We start from the raw sequence: 20441 nt of genomic DNA, 5'->3' as shown, positions 1-20441 counted from the left end.
AAGCGCATCCAAGCGGACGAGGACCGTCCATGAATGAACAGTCGGTTGCGTTGGAGGAAAGCTGGAGAGAGGCCCTCGCCGGCGAATTCGCCAGCCCCTACATGCAGCAACTCAAAGCGTTCCTCGTCGCCGAGAAACAGGAAGGCAAACGGATATTTCCCAAGGGATCCGAGTACTTCCGCGCTCTTGACCTGACGCCACTGGCCGATGTCAAGGTCGTAATCCTGGGGCAGGATCCCTATCATGGGCTCGGCCAGGCGCATGGCCTTTGTTTCAGCGTTCGGCCGGGCGTTCGAATCCCACCGTCACTCGTCAACATCTACAAGGAAATGCAGAGCGATCTGGGCATTCCCCCGGCTCGGCACGGATTTCTGGAGCACTGGGCGCGGCAGGGAGTGCTTTTGTTAAACAGCGTGCTGACGGTCGAGGAGGCGCAGGCCGCATCACACCAGGGCAAGGGCTGGGAGCGCTTCACCGACGCAGTCATTCGCAAGGTCAATGACGAATGCGATGCCGTCGTGTTCATGCTCTGGGGCTCCTATGCCCAGCGCAAGGCCGCCTTCGTCGACACGTCGCGCCATCTTGTGTTGAAGGCACCGCATCCGTCACCGCTCTCTGCGCACAACGGCTTCTTTGGTTGCGGCCATTTTTCCAAGGCCAACGCGTTTTTGCGGGCGCGCGGTCGGGCACCGATCGACTGGCCGCTGCCCGCCGCCCCGGATGATATCTAAGCTCTTTCTGAACGATTTCATTTTGTCGTTCACTAGAAAGAGACAATGCGTTCCGGTCGGTGGGACTATTCCAATCGGCCCTTAGCGATCATCTATACCCCATCCGAAGCCCGCAAGGCGGGCAAGAAAGGGGTCTCAAATGCTCGATCAAATCAAGGGTCTGCACCACGTCACATCGATGGCGGAGGATGCCCGCACCAACAACCAGTTCTTCACCAGCGCGCTCGGCCTGCGCCGCGTCAAGAAGACCGTGAACTTCGACGCGCCCGACGTCTATCACCTCTATTATGGCGACGAAACCGGCGCGCCTGGCACCATCATGACCTACTTCCCGTTCCCGAAGATGGCGCAAGGTCGCCCTGGAACCGGCGAAGTCGGAACCACCGTTTTCTCGGTCCCGCAAGGTTCGATCGGTTTCTGGAGCGATCGCCTGAGCAAGCTGAACATCACCGGCCTGAAAACCGAGGAAACGTTCGGCGAAAAGCGCCTGAACTTTGCCGGTCCTGATGGCGACGGTTTTGCTCTTGTCGAAGTCAACGATGACAATCGCTTGCCCTGGACGCACGGCGGCATCAGCGAGGATCACGCGATCCGCGGTTTCCACTCGGTTGCCATGCGGTTGCGCGATGACGGTGCCACGTCCGAACTGCTCAAGTTCATGGGCTACGAAGTCCAGGAAGAACGCGATGGCGTAAAGCGCTTCACCATTGCCGGCGGCAACGGCGCGCATCTCGTCGATCTTGAAACGATGCCGAACGTTTCGCGCGCTTTGCCAGGTGCAGGTTCCGTTCATCACGTGGCCTTCGCCGTAGAAAACCGAGAGAAGCAGCTCGAAGTACGCAAGGCACTGATGGACACCGGCTATCAGGTTACGCCCGTCATCGACCGTGATTATTTCTGGGCGATTTACTTCCGGACCCCGGGCGGCATCCTGTTCGAGATTGCCACGAACGAGCCCGGTTTCAACCGTGACGAGGACACCGCACATCTTGGCGAAGCATTGAAGCTGCCGCAGCAGCACCAACACCTGCGTGCTCTTATCGAGCAGCACTTGCAGCCGCTTGAAGCCTAAGGGGAAGTACGATGACCGATAACAGATATGTGCACCGGCTGCAGGCCGGTGCACCCGGAAAGCCCATTCTGTTCGTGCTGCACGGAACTGGCGGCGACGAAAACCAGTTCTTCGATTTCGCGCGGCGCCTATTGCCGGGTTCGACGATCGTCTCGCCGCGCGGCGACGTCTCGGAGTTTGGTGCGGCACGCTTCTTCAAACGCACTGGCGAGGGTGTCTACGACATGACGGATCTTGCCCGAGCAACGGAGAAGATGGCCGCTTTTGTCGGATCGCTGGCGAAAGAACATGAGGCCACTGATATCCTCGGACTTGGCTTCTCAAACGGAGCAAATATTCTTGCCAACGTGTTGATCGATAAGGGACTGTTCGATGCGTCGGTGCTGATGCATCCGCTGATCCCGTTTCAGCCGAAGGCGAACACCGCACTGGCTAGGCGCAAGATATTGATCACCGCCGGTGAGCGCGACCCGATCAGTCCTGCGCCCGTCACGAGGGCCTTGGCCGACTATTTCGAAGCCCAGAATGCTTCTGTCACGACGGAATGGCATGCAGGTGGGCATGATATCCGACAGAACGAAATCGACGCCATCCACAGGTTCTTCGACCCGTATCATTAAGTGGCTCCTGTCGAATGGCCCTTGGCCATCCGACAGCCTCCTTCGAGTGCGGAGGCTGATAGACCAATAGCTTGTCTGTGGTTGTGAAGCGCCTCCGTTTGCTCATAGAACCTGAGCGAGTATTCGTTTGCGCTCGCATGAACGATGTCGCAGACCTTCGAATGACGATTTGATTAGCCCACCGGCAAGCTCGCGCGATACTGATGGTGGGTCTGCCAATCCTAGTGCTGACCGAGTGCTGAGTGCTATCGTGGTCTTCTCGCTGACGCTTCGCGACACCGCTCAGTCATTCGTTCTTATCGATACGGGTTCAAAGAATCTGCTCGACCCTGATACGGCCACCACGAGCGGGCTGACCGACAACTCCCGGAACGCGAGGATCGCATCATTCAATCCGATGCGGTGCAGCTCGATGCCATAAGGGACGGCAACCTGCTCTGGGACCCGGAGTTTGCCCCCAATCGTTTGAGGGAGCGGCTCCTCTCCGCAGTGGGTTGGGCAAGCCGATCGCGGGCGGGCTTCTGGCTGGCGGCCGAGCCGCATTTGCCGAAACGGCAAAGCGTTTCGAGAGCGGCTCTTTTGGAAGGCAAGCGTGCCGTCGTTCTTCTGGTGGCCGCTGTGACCATCGGAAGAGATGGTATAAGATCGATTGCTGCGGCCACCTGCGGGTCGATGTCGCCGCACTATTGCTGGGTATGTGTGGTTCCGATCAATCGGGACCTATCGCTCATGCACTGCGAGAGCACAGAGAGCACCAAAGCGGAGTTTCGAAATTGAGTGTTGCCTTCGTCAAAGAAGAAAGTGCCGAAGCGGCTTCGGAAACGCTTTTGCCTGACCGTCCAATTTCGCCGCATCCTAACCTTGTTACGGAAGCGGGGTTGAAGGCTTTGGAATTGCAGCTCCAGCAAGCTCGCGAAGCCTACGGTGCCGCGAGCACCATAGAAGACGTGAATGAACGACGGCGGCAGGCAGCAAACCCTCTGCGGGATTTACGTTATTTGGCCGCACGAGTTCGCACGGCGCAGGTTATTCCTGACCCGACTTCATTCGACAACGTCGCCTTTGGAAGCACCGTGACCTTCAGTCGTGACGATGGACGCGTACAGACATATCGGGTGGTGGGAGAGGACGAAGCTGATCCCAAAGCTGGCTCGATTTCCTTCGTATCCCCGGTGGCAAGGACGCTCATCGGCAAAACGATTGGTGATGTCGTCAGTGTAGGTGGACAAGAGCTTGAGGTAATCGCCATCTCCTAGGGCGTCCATCTCGGCATCATGCGAACGCGACGGCTGTTTTCGAAGCTTATGGCTCCAAAATTCGGGCATGCGAACGACGTGGACGATCTTGGCGCAAAGCAGAAACTGGTTGCCCTCACGTGGCCGTTACTGGGAACTTGCCGTGCCTTCATGTTGTCTTAAGTAATTCCCTTGAGATTGTAATCTCCCTGTTCCATGATGCTGCGATGCGAAGAATTTCGCGTCGTGCGTCATGACGATCGATGCAGATCGCCTCAGCCATGAACATGTTTCTTCACTGCCGGCTGGCTTTACGGCTGTTGGACTTTCATTCTTATTTGTCCCGCGAGTGCGTACTTGCGGTCGATCTGATTTAGGGATGCCGCATGAATTCGGAGTTTGCCGTTCGCCCGATGCGACCCGGTGAGTTGGAGCTAGTGCTTGAATGGGCACGTCAGGAGGGCTGGAATCCCGGCCTCGACGATTCCATTGCCTTCCACGATGCGGACCCATCCGGTTTTTTCGTTGGCGTGTTGGGGGAGGTGCCGGTCGCCTCGATTTCCGTCGTCAAATATGGCGAGGATTTTGCGTTCCTCGGGCTTTATATCGTCCATCCGGATTTTCGGGGCAGGGGCTACGGCAAAGCCATCTGGAATGCCGGCATGGCGTCTGCGGAAGGCCGCAGCATCGGCCTGGACGGTGTCCCCGCGCAGCAAGACAATTACCGCAAGGCCGGTTTTGAAGAGGCCTATCGGACGGTTCGCTACGGCGGCGTGATATCAGCCGTGCCCGAATCGACATTGGTCGCGCATGCCGTCTCAGACAAGCTTGACGGATTGCTGCGCTATGACGCGACGATCTTTCCGGCTCCGCGGCCGGCGTTTGTGGCATCGTGGTGTGCAACGCGCAAGGACCGGCACTCGGCTGTGGTGCGCAAGAGCGGCAAGATTCGTGGCTACGGGACCATCCGTCGTTGTTATGAAGGCTTCAAGATCGGCCCGCTGTTTGCAGCCGACAAGGACAGCGCCGCAGCCTTGCTTTCGGCCCTCACGCCGCATGCCAGGGGAGCGAAGGTCTTCATCGATATTCCGACCAGCAATGGGGAGGCGGTTGAGCTTGCCGAGAGCATGGGCTTGGCGCCTGTCTTCGAAACCGCCCGGATGTATCGGGGAACAGCGCCAAACGTCGCGCTCAAGAACGTCTTCGGCGTAACGACGCTGGAGCTCGGCTAATCCATAGGCGAAGCAGGTGCCGTCGAGGCAGCTCGCTGGGGGCGGCCTTTTTCGGCAATGGCGATGCCGCCCAATGCAAGCGCAAGCGCAATCAAGTGAAAGGCCTGCAGCTGCTCGCCAAGCAGGGCGACCGACAACAGCGTGCCAAAGACCGGCACGAGGTTGATGAAGAGCCCTGCGCGATTTGCGCCGATCGCCTCAACGCCCTTGATGTAAAGGATCTGTGCGAGCAGGGAGGCGAAGATCGCGGTGTAGAAGGCGATCAGCCAGCCCTTGTTGTCAGGCAGCCGAACGGCGCCCTGGCTGCCCTCCCAAATGAGAAGCGGCACGGCTGTCAGCGTCGCGCCGAGCGCGGGGATGGCCATCAATGTGCGCCAGTCGAGCGGCGGCTTCCAGCGAAGAAAAATCGTGTAGACCGAGTAGGCGGCGACAGCGATCAGCATGAGACCGTCGCCGCGATTGAGGTCAAGCCGCAGCAGGGTCGCCAGGTCGCCGTGCGCGGCGGTCAATGCAACGCCCCCGAGTGTCATGGCGAAGCCGACGACTTGTGCAGTAGAGACGCCTGTGCGGAAGAAGACGAAATTCAGCAGGAAGATCAGCATCGGAATGCCGGCCTGCTCGATCGCGACGTTGATCACGCTCGTATACTTGACGGCCGAGTAAAGCATGGCGTTGAAGAGCGTGTACCCGATGACGCCGTAAAAGAAGAGCAGCGGCAGATTCCTGCGGACAACCGGCCAGTCGCGCTTCAATTGCGGTAACGAAACGGCGGCAATCAGTGCTGTTGCAAGGAACCAGCGCAGAAACGTCAGCATCATCGGGCTGACGTGCCCAAGCGCGAGCTTGCCCGCCACCGCGTTTCCGCCCCAGCACAGCGCTGCGACGACGAGAGAAATATAAGCGGCGACCTGCACAGGCGATTCTTTCAGATGGCGGCGATGCGGTTCTCAACCTCAGGGTATGATCGGCCAATAGCCCGATGATGGCTGATTTGTCACGTAAAAAGCCGATTCTGGCGGCATAACAGGGTCGCTTTCCCGGTAACAAAGCATTATAGATGCGCGGGTTTGAGAAGGGTGCGGTTAAATCCGCCTTTAACAGGAAGACGTGAATGACGAACGTAGTTGTGGTCGGTTCGCAATGGGGTGACGAAGGCAAAGGCAAAATTGTCGATTGGCTTTCGGAACGTGCGGACATCGTTGTGCGCTATCAGGGCGGACACAATGCAGGCCATACGCTGGTCATCGACGGGACCAGCTACAAGCTGTCGCTCTTGCCATCCGGCGTCGTGCGTCCCGGCAAAATGGCTGTCATCGGCAACGGCGTCGTCGTCGATCCGCATGCGCTGATCGCCGAGATCGAGAAGCTGGAAAAGCAGGGCGTGAAGATTTCTCCCGAGAACCTGCGCATTGCCGACAACGCGACCCTTATTCTTTCGCTGCACCGCGAGCTCGATGCCTTCCGCGAAGATGCAGCGTCCAACAGCGGCACGAAGATCGGCACCACACGCCGCGGCATCGGTCCGGCCTATGAAGACAAGGTTGGCCGCCGTGCGATCCGCGTGATGGATCTCGCCGATCTCGATACGCTGCCGGGCAAGGTCGACCGCATCCTGACGCACCACAATGCACTGCGTCGCGGCCTTGGCGTCGCCGAGGTCAGCCACGACACGATCATGACCGAGCTGACGTCGATTGCCGACCGCGTGCTTCCCTACCGCGATACCGTTTGGCTTTTCCTCGACAAGGAACGCCGCAAGGGCGCCCGCATCCTCTTCGAAGGCGCACAGGGCAGCTTGCTCGACATCGACCATGGCACCTATCCGTTCGTGACGTCCTCGAACACCGTTGCCGGTCAGGCTGCGGCCGGTTCGGGCATGGGCCCGGGATCGCTCGGTTATATCCTCGGCATCACCAAGGCCTATACGACGCGCGTTGGCGAGGGGCCGTTCCCGACCGAGCTGCATGACGACATCGGCCAGTTCCTTGGCGAAAAGGGCCACGAATTCGGCACGGTAACCGGCCGCAAGCGTCGTTGTGGCTGGTTCGATGCGGCGCTGGTGCGCCAGTCGGTTGCAACGAACGGCATTACCGGGATCGCGCTGACGAAGCTTGATGTTCTCGACGGGCTGGAGGAACTGAAGATCTGCGTCGGCTACAAGCTGGACGGCGAGCAGATCGATCATCTTCCGGCCAGCCAAGGCGCGCAGGCCCGCGTCGAGCCGATCTACGTGACGCTTGAAGGCTGGAAGGAATCCACTGTCGGCGCGCGCAGCTGGGCCGACCTGCCGGCCCAGGCGATCAAGTATGTCCGCCAGGTCGAAGAGTTGATCGGGGCGCCTGTCGCTCTCTTGTCTACAAGTCCTGAGCGAGACGACACGATACTTGTGACCGATCCGTTTGAGGATTAAGGTCGCGGGTCATTATTTGTGCGGTTCGCAGGGCGGACCGCACTCTTAGAGAAAGTTCGAATGGCGGATTTTATCGCAGTTATCCGGCGGGCGGTTGACGGCCTGTCTGAAAATACTCCCGAGATGCGGGTGAAAGTCTACGAGCGCGCTCGCGGTGCTGTTCAGCGGCAGCTCGAGAATATGAAACCGCGCCCACCGGAAGCGATGCTGCAACGACAGCTTGAAAAGCTCGAAGCTGCAATCCGCGAAGTCGAAGCGGAGCATGCCGAAGCAGTTCCGCTCGACGATGCTGCGCTCGCGCCCGAGCCTGAGGTCGAGGCAAGCGCCGACGCCGGCAATGACCCGGAAGCAACCGCTTCCGAACCGCTTGCCAGCGAGGCCGCAGTCGAGGAGCCGGCACATGAGACGCCGGTCCACGAAGACCGTGTGGCAGCCGAAGGCTCTGCGCCTGCCGACGAAGAGCCGACCGAAGAGCCCGCTCCCTATCACCAAGAGCCTGCTCCTTATCATGAGGAGCCTATCGCTGCTGCGCCGGAACATACCGAGCAGCAGGACGCAGATTGGGCGCATGAAGAGCCGCCGGCTCCGTTAAGCGAAGCCGAGCCTGTCGAGCACTGGCATGCCGCCCAATCCGAAGAGGTTGTTCACGAGGATCACGACGGTCACGAAGAGCCCGTTGGCGCACCTGAGGAGCCCATTGTCGGACCGGCCGAGCCGCCCCACGAGGAACCGGCTCTGCAGCCGATTGCGCGCGACTACGATCTGACCAACCGCCTGGTCGAACCGGTCTTTGGGCTGGATCGTCCGCCGGAAGAATTCGTGGATCGCAGCCAGGAGGAGCCGCTCCACGCGGATGCCGCCGGACATTTCGATCCGGTATGGGCCGAGCCCGTAGAGGAAACGCCTGCACCGCCGGCTAAGGATGCGCAGACGGACTGGGCGCTCGAAGAACTCAGGCAGTTTTCCGAAGCAGCGCCAGTTGCTCCAGCAAGTGAAGCGGCGCGCGCGTTCGAAGACGTCATCGCAGGGATCGACCACACGCCGGCCGGCGTGAAGATGCCCGCCGCGAACGAGGGCTTCTCCTGGGAGGCTGCAGCCTTCGACGACCTGCCACCGATCGAAAGTGGCAAGAAGGTCCCGATCAGCGCGCATTTCGACGACGGCGATCTCTTCTCGGAAGTTCATGGGACGCCGACAGCAAAAGCTGCACCGGAAACCAATCCAGCCTGGCAAGAGGCAAGGCCGCTTCGCGGATACGACAACCGTGGCGTCGTTGCCGAGGATGATGACGGCGTTCCTGCCGCCGATCTCGACAGCGCCGTTGCTGCCAAATTCCAAGGCAAAAACCTTCGTATGGAACCGAAGCGCCGCCGCTTCGGCATCGGCTCTATCGTGACGATCCTCGTTGCGCTGGGCGTGGTCGGCGGCGGCGGATATGCCGCCTGGACCAATCAGGATGCGCTGTCGTCAATGGTGAAGAACCTTGTCAGCGCCGCTCCTTCGCAGAGCTCGAAGAATGAGCAGACCCCTGCCAAGCCCGACACGGCAAGGCCGCAGACCAGTGAGGCAAAGCCGGCTGAAGCAAACAAGGAAGTTGCTTCCGTGAATGACGGCGCTTCCGTCAACAACAAGTTCAACCAGCGGCTTCTTGCCGATGGTACCGAGGTCGACAGCGGTCCCGCCTCCGTTCCGGGAACACCGACGGCGGAAGGAAAGTCGGTAGCCGAGCAGAACGTTGCTTCGGCCGATACGACGCCGCCAGCTACCTCAGCGACGCCCGCAGCGAGCGCCCCGGCCGCCACCGCGAAAGCGGCGACGCCGCCGGCGGGAGCAGCGACGCAGGCCGCGCCGCTCGGTTCCACCGAGAAGATGTTCCTGTACGAGGAGCGGATCGGCCAGAGCTCGCCGACCGCCATCCAGGGCTCGGTCGTCTGGACCCTCCAGCACGAGGCGGGCTCGGACGGCAGGCAGGAGGCGACCGTACAGGCGACCGTAACCGTTCCGGAACGCAATCTGTCGGCGCAGCTGACGTTCAAACGCAATTCCGATGCGTCCCTGCCGGCGAGCCACATCGTCGAGGTCGTCTTCTCGCTGCCGCCGAATTTCGAAGGCGGAGCCATCGAGAGCGTTCAGCGCATTTCCCTGAAGCGCACCGAGCAGGATCGTGGCGACGCGCTGATTGCCGTGCCGGCGAAGATCACCGACGATTTCCACATGATTGCGCTCAACGACTATCCGGATGCGCGCAAGGCGAACCTCGATCTTCTTGCAAGCCGCGACTGGATCGATATTCCGATCACCTATCGCAACGGCCGCCGCGCGCTTCTGACGATGCAGAAGGGCACCACAGGTGGGGAGGCTTTCAACGCCGCGATCAAGGAATGGGCTGCTTTCGGCGACGTATCGACCAGCCAGTGATTGCCGGTTGAGACAAAAGAAAGGGCGGGACCATCTGGTCCCGCCCTTTTCATTTGAAGAGAATTTGTGCCTTAGGCTGTGGCTTCGACTACCCGAACGGCCTTGGCGCGTTCGAGTGCTTCCTTGCGCACGGCATCCTGGACCTTTTCGAAGGCGCGGACCTCGATCTGACGAACGCGTTCGCGGCTGATGTCGAACTCGGACGAGAGGTCTTCCAGCGTTACCGGCTCTTCCGCGAGGCGACGCGCCTCGAAGATGCGGCGCTCGCGGTCGTTCAGAACGCTCATCGCTTTCGCCAGCATGCGGCGGCGCGTATCGAGTTCGTCCTGCTCGATCAGAACTTCTTCCTGGCTGTCATGGTCGTCGACGAGCCAATCCTGCCATTGGCCAGATTCGCCTTCCGAGGCCTTTATGGGTGCGTTCAGCGACGCGTCGCCCGACAGGCGACGGTTCATCGAAACGACCTCCTCCTCGGAGACGTTCAGCTTCGTGGCGATCTCGGCTACGTGTTCCGGCTTCAGATCGCCGTCATCAATGGCCTGGATACGGCCCTTGAGGCGACGCAGATTGAAGAACAGCCGCTTCTGGTTGGCGGTCGTACCCATCTTCACCAAGGACCAAGAACGCAGGATGTATTCCTGGATCGAAGCCTTGATCCACCACATAGCGTAGGTGGCAAGACGGAAACCGCGTTCCGGATCGAACTTCTTGACGGCCTGCATCAGGCCGACGTTCCCTTCAGAGACGACTTCGCCAATCGGCAAGCCATAGCCGCGGTAGCCCATTGCGATCTTCGCAACGAGGCGCAGGTGGCTGGTGACGAGCTTGTGTGCCGCTTCGCGATCGCCGTGTTCCGCATAACGCTTCGCCAGCATATATTCCTGCTGCGGCTCCAGCATCGGGAACTTGCGGATCTCGTCGAGATAGCGATTGAGACCGGCTTCGCCGGCGGTAATGGACGGCAAGTTATTTCGGGCCATAAAAGCACCCTCCTATCTGAATTCCGGTTCCCAATGGAACGCGCCCCTGCGTCGAAAGGCGAACCGGGACGTGCGGCTCTATCCGAGCCCGCACTAAGTCAATGTACAGATAAGTATGGCTAAACAGGGGTTCAAGGCCACACGCCGCTTCACGAAGGCGTTACTCTGGCTAGGCGCGCAGGGCGGTTGCCAGCTCTTCCATGTCCTGCGGCAGCGGCACCTCGAAGTGCATGACCTCGCCTGTGCGGGGATGCTCGAATTGCAGCATGTAGGCGTGAAGCGCCTGCCTTGCGAAGGCATTGACGGTCTTCCTGGCGGTATCTGGAAGGAGGTTTGCCTTTGTCTTGAAACCTGCTCCGTAGACGGTGTCGCCGAGCAATGGGTGGCCGATGTGCGCCATGTGCACGCGGATCTGATGCGTGCGGCCGGTTTCAAGGTGGCACTCGACAAGGGAGGCGAGCGATGTCGCGTCGGGGGTCTCGTGGAAGCGCTCGAGTACTTCGTAGTGGGTGATCGCCTCGTCGGCATCCTGCGTCTCGGGTCGTTTGACGGCTCGGCGCGTACGGTCGCCGACGGCGCGGCCCAGCGGCGCATTGATCGTTCCGGTCAGCGAGCGAGGACGGCCCCAGACGATCGCCTGATACGCGCGCTCCAGCGGCATGGTCCGCCCGTGATCGGCGAATTGCAGTGACAGATGACGATGAGAGATGTCGTTCTTGGCGACGACCATTACGCCCGTGGTGTCCTTGTCCAGGCGATGGACGATGCCTGGACGGCGGACACCGCCGATGCCGGAAAGACTGTCCCCGCAATGATAGATCAGTGCGTTGACGAGCGTGCCGGTCCAATTGCCAGCCGCAGGGTGCACCACAAGACCGGCAGGCTTGGAGATGACGATGATGTCATCGTCTTCGAACAGAATATCGAGCGGGATATCTTCGCCCTGAGGTGTCGGATCCTGCGGCTCGGGCAGCACGATCTCGAAGGTGTCGCCCGGACGCACCTTTTTCTGCGGATCTGCGACGACCTTGCCGGCCACAGAGACCTGGCCTTCCTTGATCAGCGCCTTCACGCGGCTGCGCGAAAACTCTTCACCAAGCTGCCCGGTCATCCACGCGTCAAGACGGCCTTCGGCGTTCTCGTCGGCAGTCAGGACTTTTCTAATGCCGGATGCTTGTTTAAAGGGGTCGCTCAAGACGCTTCTTCTCCGAATTATTTTATAGAACGGAACGCCACACATGACGAATATCCAGCCAGAAGACGATCAGGACGAAAAGCCCCTGGATCCTGTGATGGAACGTGTCCGGCGCAAGATGATCCGCCTGCAGATCGTCTCAGGCATCATCATGTTCGTGAGCCTTATGGCTGTCTTCGGCGCCGTTGTCTACAAGACGATGCGGGCTCCCGCGAAGGAACCAACAGCCGTGACATCGGCGGGTGTGCCGTCGGATGCGCCAGTGAATGTGACGGCCACGTTGCCGCCGGGCTTCGTCATTCAGTCGTCGTCGCTGTCAGGAGGCCAGATCATGTTCTTTGGGGCAACCGCCGACGGAATCATGAAGTCCCTCGTCGTCGATATCAAGTCAGGACGCATCGTCGCTGATGTGACGATTAACGGCGGCTAGGGAAAATGGCTTCTCGCCTCGTTGCCATCGAGAGTGCGGACGATCCTCGTATCGCCGATTTTCGCGACATCCGCGAGCGCGATCTGACCGGCCGGCAGAACCGCTTCATCGCAGAGGGCACGGTCGTCCTTCGCATGCTGGTGGAGGCTAGCCAGGGTGGCGGCTTTGTGACCGAAAAGGTGCTGTTGCTCAAGAACCGTGTCGATGGTGTCGCTGCGATACTCGAGAGGCTACCGGACGACGTACCGGTGTATGTCGCGCAGGCGCAGGTGCTGGACCGGATCGTCGGGTTTCATCTCCATCGCGGCGTGTTGGCGCTTGGCAGGCGAGAAGTGGTCGAAGCCGAGCTTATCGACCGGCTGCCCGAACGGTCGCTCGTCCTTGTCGGCTGCGGTATTTCCAACCATGACAATGCCGGGTCCATGTTCCGGAATGCGGCCGCCTTCAAGGCGGATGCCATCTTTCTTGATGAGACGTCGTGTGATCCGCTCTATCGCAAGGCATTGCGCGTCTCAGTCGGCTCGGTACTGCGTGTTCCCTACGAACGGAAAGGAACTGGGCTCGACGTGCTGACACGGCTTGCGGCGAACGGATTTGCAATCTGGACGCTTTCGCCGCGTGGCGAGGCCGACATCCGAGCTATCCCCCCGACGAAGCGTATGGCGCTGGTTGTGGGCACAGAAGGCGAGGGCCTGCCTCCTGCTGTCCTGGAGCGCTTCCACAGCGCGCGCATCCCGCAATCGGAGGGATTGGACAGCCTGAATGTGGCGACGGCAACGGGCATTGCTCTCTTCGCCATGTCATCGGCCGCGAAACTGATTTGATTTCAGCCCGGCTCGGACAGGATCGTCGCCGCCCGTTGCGCGAGGTTGATGCGTTCGCCGTCCTGATTGTCGGTGGCATCCGGCAGAAGGTCGCGGATCGGCGAAGACGGGCCTTCGTTGATAGCGGTCAGCGCAACCATGCTTGCCGCAATGCCGGCTATCTCCTCGCGTATGGCACCATCGTGGCTGGCGTCGGATTTCGCTTTCAGAAGTTGTTTTGAGACGGCGGCGCTGCGCTTGCGCGCTTCTTCGCTCAGGCGCGTTGCAATCGCTGCTGTCTCGAGTTCGCTCGACATCGTTTCCTCGGTTGCCCGCTCCTCTGAAACCGCATCTACGGCTACGGGCGGAAGACCAGCGTTGCGCAACGCACGGTTTGCCTTGCGCAGTTCGGCGTTCGCCGCCTTGATCTGTTCCTTCAGCTTGGCGATTTCCTGCTGACGGCGTCCGAGAAGGGTATCCTTGTCGGCCGCCGACGCCGCATCGCGACCTGCCTGGTCTTCGAGCCTAATGACGGCGTGCTCATGCTGGGCCAGTGTCTGCTCTGCATCCTTGGCGCGCTTCTGCAGCAGGCTGACGTCCTGGCGAAGATTGTCGCGCTCGACGCGGACGGCGTTCGCCTTAAATGTCATGCTCTCGATTTCGGTCTCGCGCGCTGCCAAATCGATCTTGAGATTGTCGGCTTGCTCCGCAAGCTTGTTGAGGCGCATGCGAAGGGCATCGAGTTCGCCTTCCTTGGCGGCGCTTGCCTGCTCGGCGATGTGAAGGCTCGTCTTCAGTTGGCTGATGTAGTTCTCGTCCTTGCGCAGGCGCGAGCGCTGTTCCGCGGCCTCGACACTCATATCGCTGATCTGGGCCTGCAGTCCGCCGATCTCGGCGGCAAACCGTCCTGCATCGAGCGCCAGCGAGTCATGCTTCAGTTGCAGCGCCAGCGACTTTTCGCGCTCGCGCACCAGATGCTGTGTCGTCTTGGCGTTCTCGGCGGCGTAGAGGGCTCGGACCATATCCTTCTGCGCGCGCACTTCCTGCGGGCTGAGCGGCATGGTCGCGCGCATCCGGTTTTCCGTGTACCAGACGATGCGGCGGTGGACAGCAGGCGATACCAGGAAGACGAGGAACGCTGCTGTCAGGAAGCCCAGTCCGAACAAGAGAGCATATTCGATCACGGCGCGGCCACGGCTTCCAAAAGTTGATTTGCGTCAGAACAATGATTAAGCGGACCTGACGCGTAGGGCAAGTGGCGGAAAGGTAACGGCGAGCCAGAGTTCGCTGGCGCAGATGGCAATCAGAAGGGATTCCAGGTCGGATTCGGCGTGACCTTGAGGTAGCCGACGTTCAGTCCGAGGCGGGCGCCTACACCGGTGCGGATCGGTACGACAAGTACATTGTTGTTCTTGAGAAGCGTCATGCCGAAGCCGGCGATCACGAAGGCCTGACCGCTGACGCCGCCGAAGCGTGCGTAGATGGCATCGGTCGAAGGCAGGTCGTACACCAGCATCATGACGCGTGTCCCCTGACCACCATAATCGATCCCGAGCGACGGACCTTGCCAGTAGAGCGGATGCTCGCCGGCATTCTTTGTATTCAACTGACCTTCACCGTAGGTGAGGCCGGCGATGAAGGCGCCCGAGCCTTCCTGGCCGAGAATGTAACCATTCGGAAGGCCATATTTCTGAAAGGCCGCTTCGATCACCTTGGCCAGCCCACCACTGGTCGAGCCGAAGAACGAGTGTCCAGCGTCGACGATCTCCTGCATCGAATACTGGCCGTTGTTGGACTGCTGCGCCGATGCCTGTGTTGGAACGAGCATGAGAGGCGAAAGTGTCAGCGCAACGAAGAGCCGGCAGATGGCAAAAAATCTTCCGAGGAAATTGGAGCGCATGGTGTGATCCGTTCATCATGGTCGGTACGATGAGCCGTTTCCGGCGTTTCATTCATTTTGCGCGTATGGTCTTAACAATCGGTTTACCAAATATGGTGTCATTATGGCGCCGAGTACGGCGCAAACTTCGCGCAATTTAGATGACGCAAGATAGACGGCGCAATGAACCTGTCGCCCCTGGAGACGATGATGTCGAAGAATCCAAACCTCACCCTGACCGGCCCCGACCTGGCCGCGCTTCTGTGCAGCCGCGTCTGCCACGACGTCATCTCGCCGGTCGGCGCAATCAACAATGGTCTGGAGCTTCTGGACGAAGGCGGCGCCGATGCCGATGCGATGGATCTCATCAGGACGAGCGCGCTCAACGCGTCTGTCCGTCTGAAGTTCGCCCGGCTTGCCTTCGGTGCTTCCGGATCGGTCGGTGCCTCGATCGATACTGGTGAAGCCGAACGCGCGGCAAAGGATTTCGCGGCGGCCGAAAAGAAGACCGAAGTTACCTGGAGCGGCCCGCGTGCGATTATCGCCAAGAACCGCGTCAAGTTGCTGCTCAATCTCTTTCTCGTGGCCTATTCGTCGATTCCACGTGGCGGCATCCTCGAAGTCACGCTGGAGAACCCCGAGCTCGACGCAAAATTCAAGATCGTCGCGAAGGGAAAGCTGATGCGCCTGCCGCCGAAATTCGTGGAGATTTCGACCGGGGACATCGAGGAGGCCATCGATGCCCACACGATTCAGCCATATTATACCGTGCTGCTTGCCGATGAATGCGGCATGGAACTTGGCCACAGCGCGACCACCGAAGAACTGACATTTACCGCTGACGTCGTCGCCGCTTGATGGAGGCCTCGACGGCGATTCGGCTCGCCGAGGTAATAAATCCTTAGCCTAATGTTTCTATCTTTGGCTGGTAATACGCCAGCCGCGACAGAAGCTGGGGCAAGGAGCAGACATGCAGAGGTTTATGATCGCCGATTCATCTGACGTCGTTCGGAAGGTGGGCAAGCGCATCCTTTCCGAGCTTGATTTCATGGTCAGCGAAGCCTCGAATGCTGTCGAAGCTCTTTCCAACTGCCAGGTTCAACTCCCCGAATACCTCATCGTCGATTCCGGTATGGACAGCGCGCTCGAGTTGATTTCGACCATTCGCGGCATGGAAGGCGGCAAGGAGGTCAAGATCTACTATTGCGTGGTTGAGGCCGATCTCAAGAAGCTGATGATGGGCAAGCGGGCAGGGGCCACCGATTTTCTGCTCAAGCCGTTCGACCGCAAGATACTGACGGCCGTTTTCGGCAACCGCGCTATCGCGGCATAGTTGCCCACCTCTGGCAGCCGATCGAAGCCGCCTCCGGGCGGCTTTTTCTATATCGAAAACAGAGACAGAAATCCCGCCACAAAGGACGGGATTTCTTTCGTCTTGGCAAAGGGGGATGAAACGTCAGGCGGTTTCGGCGTACTCGGCACCATCCGGCTCGCGCAGAACGTAGCCGCGGCCCCAGACGGTTTCGATGTAGTTCGCGCCGCCGGCAGCATTTGCCAGCTTCTTGCGCAGCTTGCAGATGAAGACGTCGATGATCTTCAGTTCCGGCTCGTCCATGCCGCCATAGAGGTGGTTCAGGAACATTTCCTTGGTGAGCGTGGTGCCCTTGCGGAGCGAAAGCAGCTCCAACATCTGGTATTCCTTGCCCGTCAGGTGCACGCGCTGGCCGCCAACTTCGACAGTCTTGGCGTCGAGGTTGACGATCAGTTCGCCGGTCATGATCACCGACTGGGCATGGCCCTTGGAACGACGGACAATTGCATGAATGCGCGCGACCAGTTCGTCCTTGTGAAACGGCTTGGTCATGTAGTCGTCGGCGCCGAAACCGAGGCCGCGAACCTTGTCTTCAATACCGGCCATGCCGGAGAGAATCAGGATCGGTGTCTTGACCTTGGACAGGCGAAGAGTGCGCAGCACTTCATATCCGGACATGTCGGGAAGGTTCAAATCGAGAAGGATGATGTCGTAATCATACAACTTCCCGAGATCCACGCCTTCTTCACCGAGATCGGTGGTGTAGACGTTAAAACTTTCTGATTTGAGCATCAATTCGATGCTCTGCGCTGTCGCGCTATCATCTTCGATGAGTAGTACCCGCATTCTTATCCCCTTTACCGCCGCCGAAAGGTGGTCTGGCCCCCTACGCGATACCGAATATGTCACTGCGTGATTTGGAAGCTGCCACGAAATGGTTAACAAATTCTGATTCACTCTGGCAAGAGGTAACGAATTTATTAAATATTTTGTCCATTCCGCTGTTTTCCAACGAAAATTCGCAAAGCCAGATTCTTAAGTTTTACATTAAGAACGGCCGGTAAGCGATTCATTCGACTCACCAATGAAACGGTATCGGAAATCGCGTAGTTATGTTTACCGACCCTTAAATCATCGGCACTATCATTAACGATGCCCGTAAACGAAAGGTTACCAACGGTAGGTTTTTGTTAATACCGACGGAAATTTTTCTGCGGGCCGCGTCAAAACGGCCCGCAGGGGCGGTTTAAGTGGAGCAGGGGTCTCGCATCACTGGAGTAATGCGTATGAAGTCGCGTGAGAGCCTAGTTCGTCTGAAGGAGTTTCAGGTGAACGAAAAACGTCGCCAACTGCAGCAATTGCAGATGATGATGTCCGAATTTGATCGGATGACGAAGGATCTGGAAAGCCAGATCGTCGTCGAAGAAAAGAAGTCCGGCATTTCCGACCCGAATCACTTCGCCTATCCGACCTTCGCAAAGGCAGCACGCCAGCGCGCGGACAATCTTCAGGTCTCGATCAAGGAACTGAAGATGCAGGAAGAGTCGCTCGAACAAGCGCTCGAAGAGATGCAGGCGGAATACGCACGTGCAGCCGCGCTGGAAGAGCGCGACGGCGCAGTCCGGGCAAGAGCCTAAGGGCAGGAAACGGGCGCCGTTTGGCGCTTGGCCATCGCCTCGAAAGAAAAGCCATGCATGATGGGCTGTCGCGTCCGTCATACATGGCTTTTGGCGTTGCGTGGCTCTAGCCGTTGACGACGTCGTGCCACTCCTCGTGGCGTTGCGCCTGCGCCTTGAAGAACGGGCATAGCGGGAAGATTTTCCATCCCCCCTTGCGTGCTTCCTCGACCGCGTGCAGAGCAAGTGCCTGGCCAACGCCTTTGCCGCGCAGTGCATCGGGAACCCCGGTGTGGTCAATGATGACGAGCTTCGGCGAGGCGCGGGAGTAGGTCATTTCGGCCTCGTGGCCTTCCACGTCTGCAACGTAGCGGCCGCCGGAGGGATTCTCTTCGTTCCTGATGTCCATTGCCATTCCTCATCAACAGTATGCTGTTGGTGGAAACTCGCATATCACGCTGGCGACGCCAAGCCGGTCGGTGAGGACACTGTGTTCGATGAGCTGAGGGGGAAATGGCCCCCAGTGCGACGCCGGCTTCACCGATCGAGTTCCTGCCAAGTGGTCTATGGGCACGGAACTCGCGATGAAGCTTGTCGCAGCTGGTTGAAGCAGGGCATCTGCTGGCCGCGTCAATGATTTCGGGCCGTTTGTCTATCCCCCTCAGGAAATGCAAGCGGCCCGAAATGCAGAATTCGTTGCCCAGGAAGGGCTTGTCAGTGGCGATACTGCTGGATGCGCGTGGTGCGTAAACCGGCAAGGCCGTGGCTGTTGATGGAAGACTGCCAGGACAGAAACTCTTCGACGGTCAGCGTGTAACGCTCGCAGGCTTCTTCCAAGCTCAACAGGCCACCGCGGACCGCCGCTACAACCTCAGCTTTGCGGCGGATCACCCAGCGCCGTGTATTCGGCGGCGGCAAATCCGCAATCGTCAGCGGGCTGCCATCGGGGCCGATGACATATTTTACTCGGGGACGTATCATTTCGGTCATTGGACTCTCTACACAACTCAAGACCACGCCAGCCACTCTAGCTTGTCACATTTAAGAATTGCCTAAGCGCATCGTAACACTTTGATAAGAAATTTAGGCGTCGGCTTCCCAAGAAGCGATTTGCGCCCGCGCAGCCTTCCCCAACGTAAATTTGTGGTCAGCGCATAGGAGCCATGCGTAATGGTTGGTGGGCAATTGATAATCGCCAATTTATAAGCGCCGCAACATAGTTGTGAGCGCAAGAATTCGTCTCCGTTCTTATTGTCGTGTCCGGAATGACTAAGGCCTTTTGCTTCGTATCCTTTTGATACGGGGTCTTTTGCTTTTCCACGACGCCGCGCGGCCACTTTCGGGTCGGCAAATGAAGAAACTGAGCCGGAGTTAGCCGCCGAGGGACAAGAGAATGAAGAGACAAGAACGCGCCGTCCGCGACGGCGCGGATGATGCTGTTTTCTCGCGCATCGCGTCTGGGCAGAAAATGTCGGCGGAACGAGCCAATGATTGCGTGGCCGAGATGGCAAGGGAGACGGGATTCAACCACTACTTGCTGGCGGAATTTCCACGTGGAGACCGCAGCGGCTTCGCAAGCAACTGTCTTGCCTGCAACTGGCCACAAGAGCTCATTGATTTCTATGAGGAGGTTGATGTCTTCTCTTGCTGTCAACTGGTCTCAGCGCTCAAGAAGACAGCGATGCCGGTCCTCTGCGATAAGGCGTCGTTCGAGAGCACGGCGGCAAACCGGGAGAACCAGCGGCTTGCGGCGCTCTTCAGAGTCCATGGCTTGAAGACCACGTTTGCGTTTGCACTGCATGATATGCACCTGCGGCAGTACATCTTCGCATTCTCGGGTGAGCGTGCGCACCTCACTCGTGCGGAGGTGATGGAGCAGGTCTTTCGGGCGATGGAATTCCTGGAACTATTCGGGCAGCAGAACCCTGTGGAGAAGCCGACCGAAAGCCTCGGCAGCCGGGAAATCGAATGCCTGCGCTGGTCGGCCGCGGGAAAGAGTAGCGAAGAGATCGCGATTATTCTTGACCTCTCCGCGCATACGGTTGTCGGTTACTTGAAGAGCGCAATGCGAAAGCTCGATTCCGTCAATCGCATGCAGGCAATTGCCCGTGCATTCCGCTACCGCCTCCTCTAGGCGCCTACAGACCTGATCGACAGAGCGATATCGCGTGCCGCTTCATCCAGGCGGCGTCCTGGCGGAGTGCGAGCATGCCGTCCTTTCCAAACCAGGAGCCGCCGGCGCCCTCAGCGACGAGATGGCATTGCCCCCTCATAAGCGTCGGACGGCGGAAGGGAGGGTTCGCCGGCGATAGAGTTGGACAATGGCATCGAGACGCTGCAGCGCCTCGTTGTGGGTCACGTGCTTGCGGGCCTGAGATGGCAGCATGTAGGGCAGGGCGCGATTGTTTGCCTGGTCGGACACGGTTGGCGGCTCCAGGAACCGCCGGACCGGCGCCCGGCGTGGTTTCATTCGCCGCAAATCCTAGATGCCGCAGACCGAGCGTGGAC

At 59.3% G+C, this 20441-nt stretch carries 22 protein-coding genes; 13 read left to right on the top strand and 9 right to left on the bottom strand.

Features of this window, described 5'->3' with window-relative positions:
• The first annotated feature begins 29 nt into the window (after window positions 1-29).
• The 5 genes from ung to ACSQ9D_RS13690 all read left to right on the top strand — a co-directional run bounded on the left by ung (window position 30) and on the right by ACSQ9D_RS13690 (window position 4890).
• A complete protein-coding gene (gene ung / locus ACSQ9D_RS13710; protein ID WP_436282672.1) occupies window positions 30-731 on the top strand; it encodes a uracil-DNA glycosylase in 702 nt (233 codons plus the stop codon).
• 139 nt (window positions 732-870) lie between these two features.
• Window positions 871-1803 carry a VOC family protein gene (locus tag ACSQ9D_RS13705; protein ID WP_436282671.1) on the top strand — a complete coding sequence of 311 codons (933 nt, stop codon included), beginning with the start codon at window positions 871-873 and terminating at the stop codon, window positions 1801-1803.
• An 11-nt stretch (window positions 1804-1814) separates the two neighbouring features.
• Window positions 1815-2423 carry an alpha/beta hydrolase gene (locus ACSQ9D_RS13700; RefSeq protein ID WP_436282670.1) on the top strand — a complete coding sequence of 203 codons (609 nt, stop codon included), beginning with the start codon at window positions 1815-1817 and terminating at the stop codon, window positions 2421-2423.
• A gap of 773 nt (window positions 2424-3196) precedes the next feature.
• Window positions 3197-3679, top strand: coding sequence for a transcription elongation factor GreA (greA, locus tag ACSQ9D_RS13695; RefSeq protein WP_436282669.1), 483 nt, complete (start codon window positions 3197-3199; stop codon window positions 3677-3679).
• A gap of 365 nt (window positions 3680-4044) precedes the next feature.
• Window positions 4045-4890 carry a GNAT family N-acetyltransferase gene (locus ACSQ9D_RS13690; RefSeq protein WP_436282668.1) on the top strand — a complete coding sequence of 282 codons (846 nt, stop codon included), beginning with the start codon at window positions 4045-4047 and terminating at the stop codon, window positions 4888-4890.
• Here the strand turns inward: ACSQ9D_RS13690 and ACSQ9D_RS13685 are convergent.
• Window positions 4887-5804 (bottom strand): DMT family transporter, encoded by a 918-nt coding sequence (locus ACSQ9D_RS13685; RefSeq protein WP_436282667.1) that lies wholly within the window; start codon window positions 5802-5804, stop codon window positions 4887-4889. The two genes, ACSQ9D_RS13690 and ACSQ9D_RS13685, sit on opposite strands and share 4 nt — an antisense overlap.
• Before the next feature lie 197 nt (window positions 5805-6001).
• On the opposite strand from ACSQ9D_RS13685, the gene ACSQ9D_RS13680 reads away from it, so the two are divergent.
• Window positions 6002-7300, top strand: a complete 1299-nt coding sequence (locus ACSQ9D_RS13680) for an adenylosuccinate synthase (RefSeq protein WP_436282666.1) — start codon at window positions 6002-6004, stop codon at window positions 7298-7300.
• A 60-nt stretch (window positions 7301-7360) separates the two neighbouring features.
• Complete coding sequence (locus ACSQ9D_RS13675) at window positions 7361-9718, top strand: hypothetical protein (protein ID WP_436282665.1); 2358 nt, start codon at window positions 7361-7363, stop codon at window positions 9716-9718.
• Window positions 9719-9789: 71 nt separating this feature from the next.
• On the opposite strand, the gene rpoH is transcribed toward ACSQ9D_RS13675, so the two are convergent.
• On the bottom strand, window positions 9790-10698 hold the full coding sequence (gene rpoH / locus ACSQ9D_RS13670; protein ID WP_024315654.1) for an RNA polymerase sigma factor RpoH: 909 nt from the start codon (window positions 10696-10698) through the stop codon (window positions 9790-9792).
• A gap of 169 nt (window positions 10699-10867) precedes the next feature.
• Entirely contained in the window at window positions 10868-11893 is a 1026-nt protein-coding gene (locus ACSQ9D_RS13665) for an RluA family pseudouridine synthase (RefSeq protein ID WP_436282664.1), read from the bottom strand.
• Between the two features lie 43 nt (window positions 11894-11936).
• Here ACSQ9D_RS13665 and ACSQ9D_RS13660 point away from each other — a divergent pair, with 43 nt between their 5' ends.
• Both ACSQ9D_RS13660 and ACSQ9D_RS13655 read left to right on the top strand, forming a co-directional pair.
• On the top strand, window positions 11937-12323 hold the full coding sequence (locus ACSQ9D_RS13660) for a hypothetical protein (RefSeq protein WP_436282663.1): 387 nt from the start codon (window positions 11937-11939) through the stop codon (window positions 12321-12323).
• A 5-nt stretch (window positions 12324-12328) separates the two neighbouring features.
• On the top strand, window positions 12329-13147 hold the full coding sequence (locus ACSQ9D_RS13655; protein WP_436282662.1) for a TrmH family RNA methyltransferase: 819 nt from the start codon (window positions 12329-12331) through the stop codon (window positions 13145-13147).
• 2 nt (window positions 13148-13149) lie between these two features.
• Here the strand turns inward: ACSQ9D_RS13655 and ACSQ9D_RS13650 are convergent, their stop codons facing one another.
• Complete coding sequence (locus ACSQ9D_RS13650) at window positions 13150-14310, bottom strand: hypothetical protein (protein ID WP_436282661.1); 1161 nt, start codon at window positions 14308-14310, stop codon at window positions 13150-13152.
• 119 nt (window positions 14311-14429) lie between these two features.
• Window positions 14430-15026 (bottom strand): DUF1134 domain-containing protein, encoded by a 597-nt coding sequence (locus ACSQ9D_RS13645; RefSeq protein WP_436282660.1) that lies wholly within the window; start codon window positions 15024-15026, stop codon window positions 14430-14432.
• Window positions 15027-15215: 189 nt separating this feature from the next.
• Between ACSQ9D_RS13645 and chpT the strand changes: the two genes are divergently transcribed.
• Together chpT and ACSQ9D_RS13635 are read left to right on the top strand one after the other, a co-directional pair.
• The gene (gene chpT / locus ACSQ9D_RS13640) at window positions 15216-15863 is read left to right on the top strand and encodes a histidine phosphotransferase ChpT (RefSeq protein ID WP_037124282.1); all 648 of its coding nucleotides are present in this window, start codon (window positions 15216-15218) and stop codon (window positions 15861-15863) included.
• A 112-nt stretch (window positions 15864-15975) separates the two neighbouring features.
• The gene (locus tag ACSQ9D_RS13635) at window positions 15976-16338 is read left to right on the top strand and encodes a response regulator (RefSeq protein ID WP_436282659.1); all 363 of its coding nucleotides are present in this window, start codon (window positions 15976-15978) and stop codon (window positions 16336-16338) included.
• Window positions 16339-16461: 123 nt separating this feature from the next.
• Here ACSQ9D_RS13635 and ctrA read toward each other — a convergent pair whose 3' ends face one another.
• Entirely contained in the window at window positions 16462-17163 is a 702-nt protein-coding gene (gene ctrA, locus ACSQ9D_RS13630; RefSeq protein WP_003542362.1) for a response regulator transcription factor CtrA, read from the bottom strand.
• 440 nt (window positions 17164-17603) lie between these two features.
• Here ctrA and ACSQ9D_RS13625 point away from each other — a divergent pair, with 440 nt between their 5' ends.
• On the top strand, window positions 17604-17954 hold the full coding sequence (locus tag ACSQ9D_RS13625) for a hypothetical protein (protein ID WP_024315661.1): 351 nt from the start codon (window positions 17604-17606) through the stop codon (window positions 17952-17954).
• A 106-nt stretch (window positions 17955-18060) separates the two neighbouring features.
• On the opposite strand, the gene ACSQ9D_RS13620 is transcribed toward ACSQ9D_RS13625, so the two are convergent.
• On the bottom strand, window positions 18061-18342 hold the full coding sequence (locus ACSQ9D_RS13620) for a GNAT family N-acetyltransferase (protein ID WP_436282658.1): 282 nt from the start codon (window positions 18340-18342) through the stop codon (window positions 18061-18063).
• 305 nt (window positions 18343-18647) lie between these two features.
• Window positions 18648-18923 carry a CtrA inhibitor SciP gene (sciP, locus tag ACSQ9D_RS13615; protein WP_007533628.1) on the bottom strand — a complete coding sequence of 92 codons (276 nt, stop codon included), beginning with the start codon at window positions 18921-18923 and terminating at the stop codon, window positions 18648-18650.
• 403 nt (window positions 18924-19326) lie between these two features.
• Here sciP and ACSQ9D_RS13610 point away from each other — a divergent pair, with 403 nt between their 5' ends.
• Window positions 19327-20067, top strand: coding sequence for a helix-turn-helix transcriptional regulator (locus ACSQ9D_RS13610; RefSeq protein ID WP_436282657.1), 741 nt, complete (start codon window positions 19327-19329; stop codon window positions 20065-20067).
• A 135-nt stretch (window positions 20068-20202) separates the two neighbouring features.
• Here ACSQ9D_RS13610 and ACSQ9D_RS13605 read toward each other — a convergent pair whose 3' ends face one another.
• A complete protein-coding gene (locus ACSQ9D_RS13605; protein ID WP_436282656.1) occupies window positions 20203-20403 on the bottom strand; it encodes a hypothetical protein in 201 nt (66 codons plus the stop codon).
• Between the last annotated feature and the right edge of the window lie 38 nt (window positions 20404-20441).

It is taken from the genome of Rhizobium sp. LjRoot258, assembly GCF_964254185.1.
In the GTDB taxonomy this organism is placed as follows: domain Bacteria; phylum Pseudomonadota; class Alphaproteobacteria; order Rhizobiales; family Rhizobiaceae; genus Rhizobium.
Note: the sequence above shows the minus strand (reverse complement) of the source record. Positions and strands in the feature narration are given on the sequence as shown.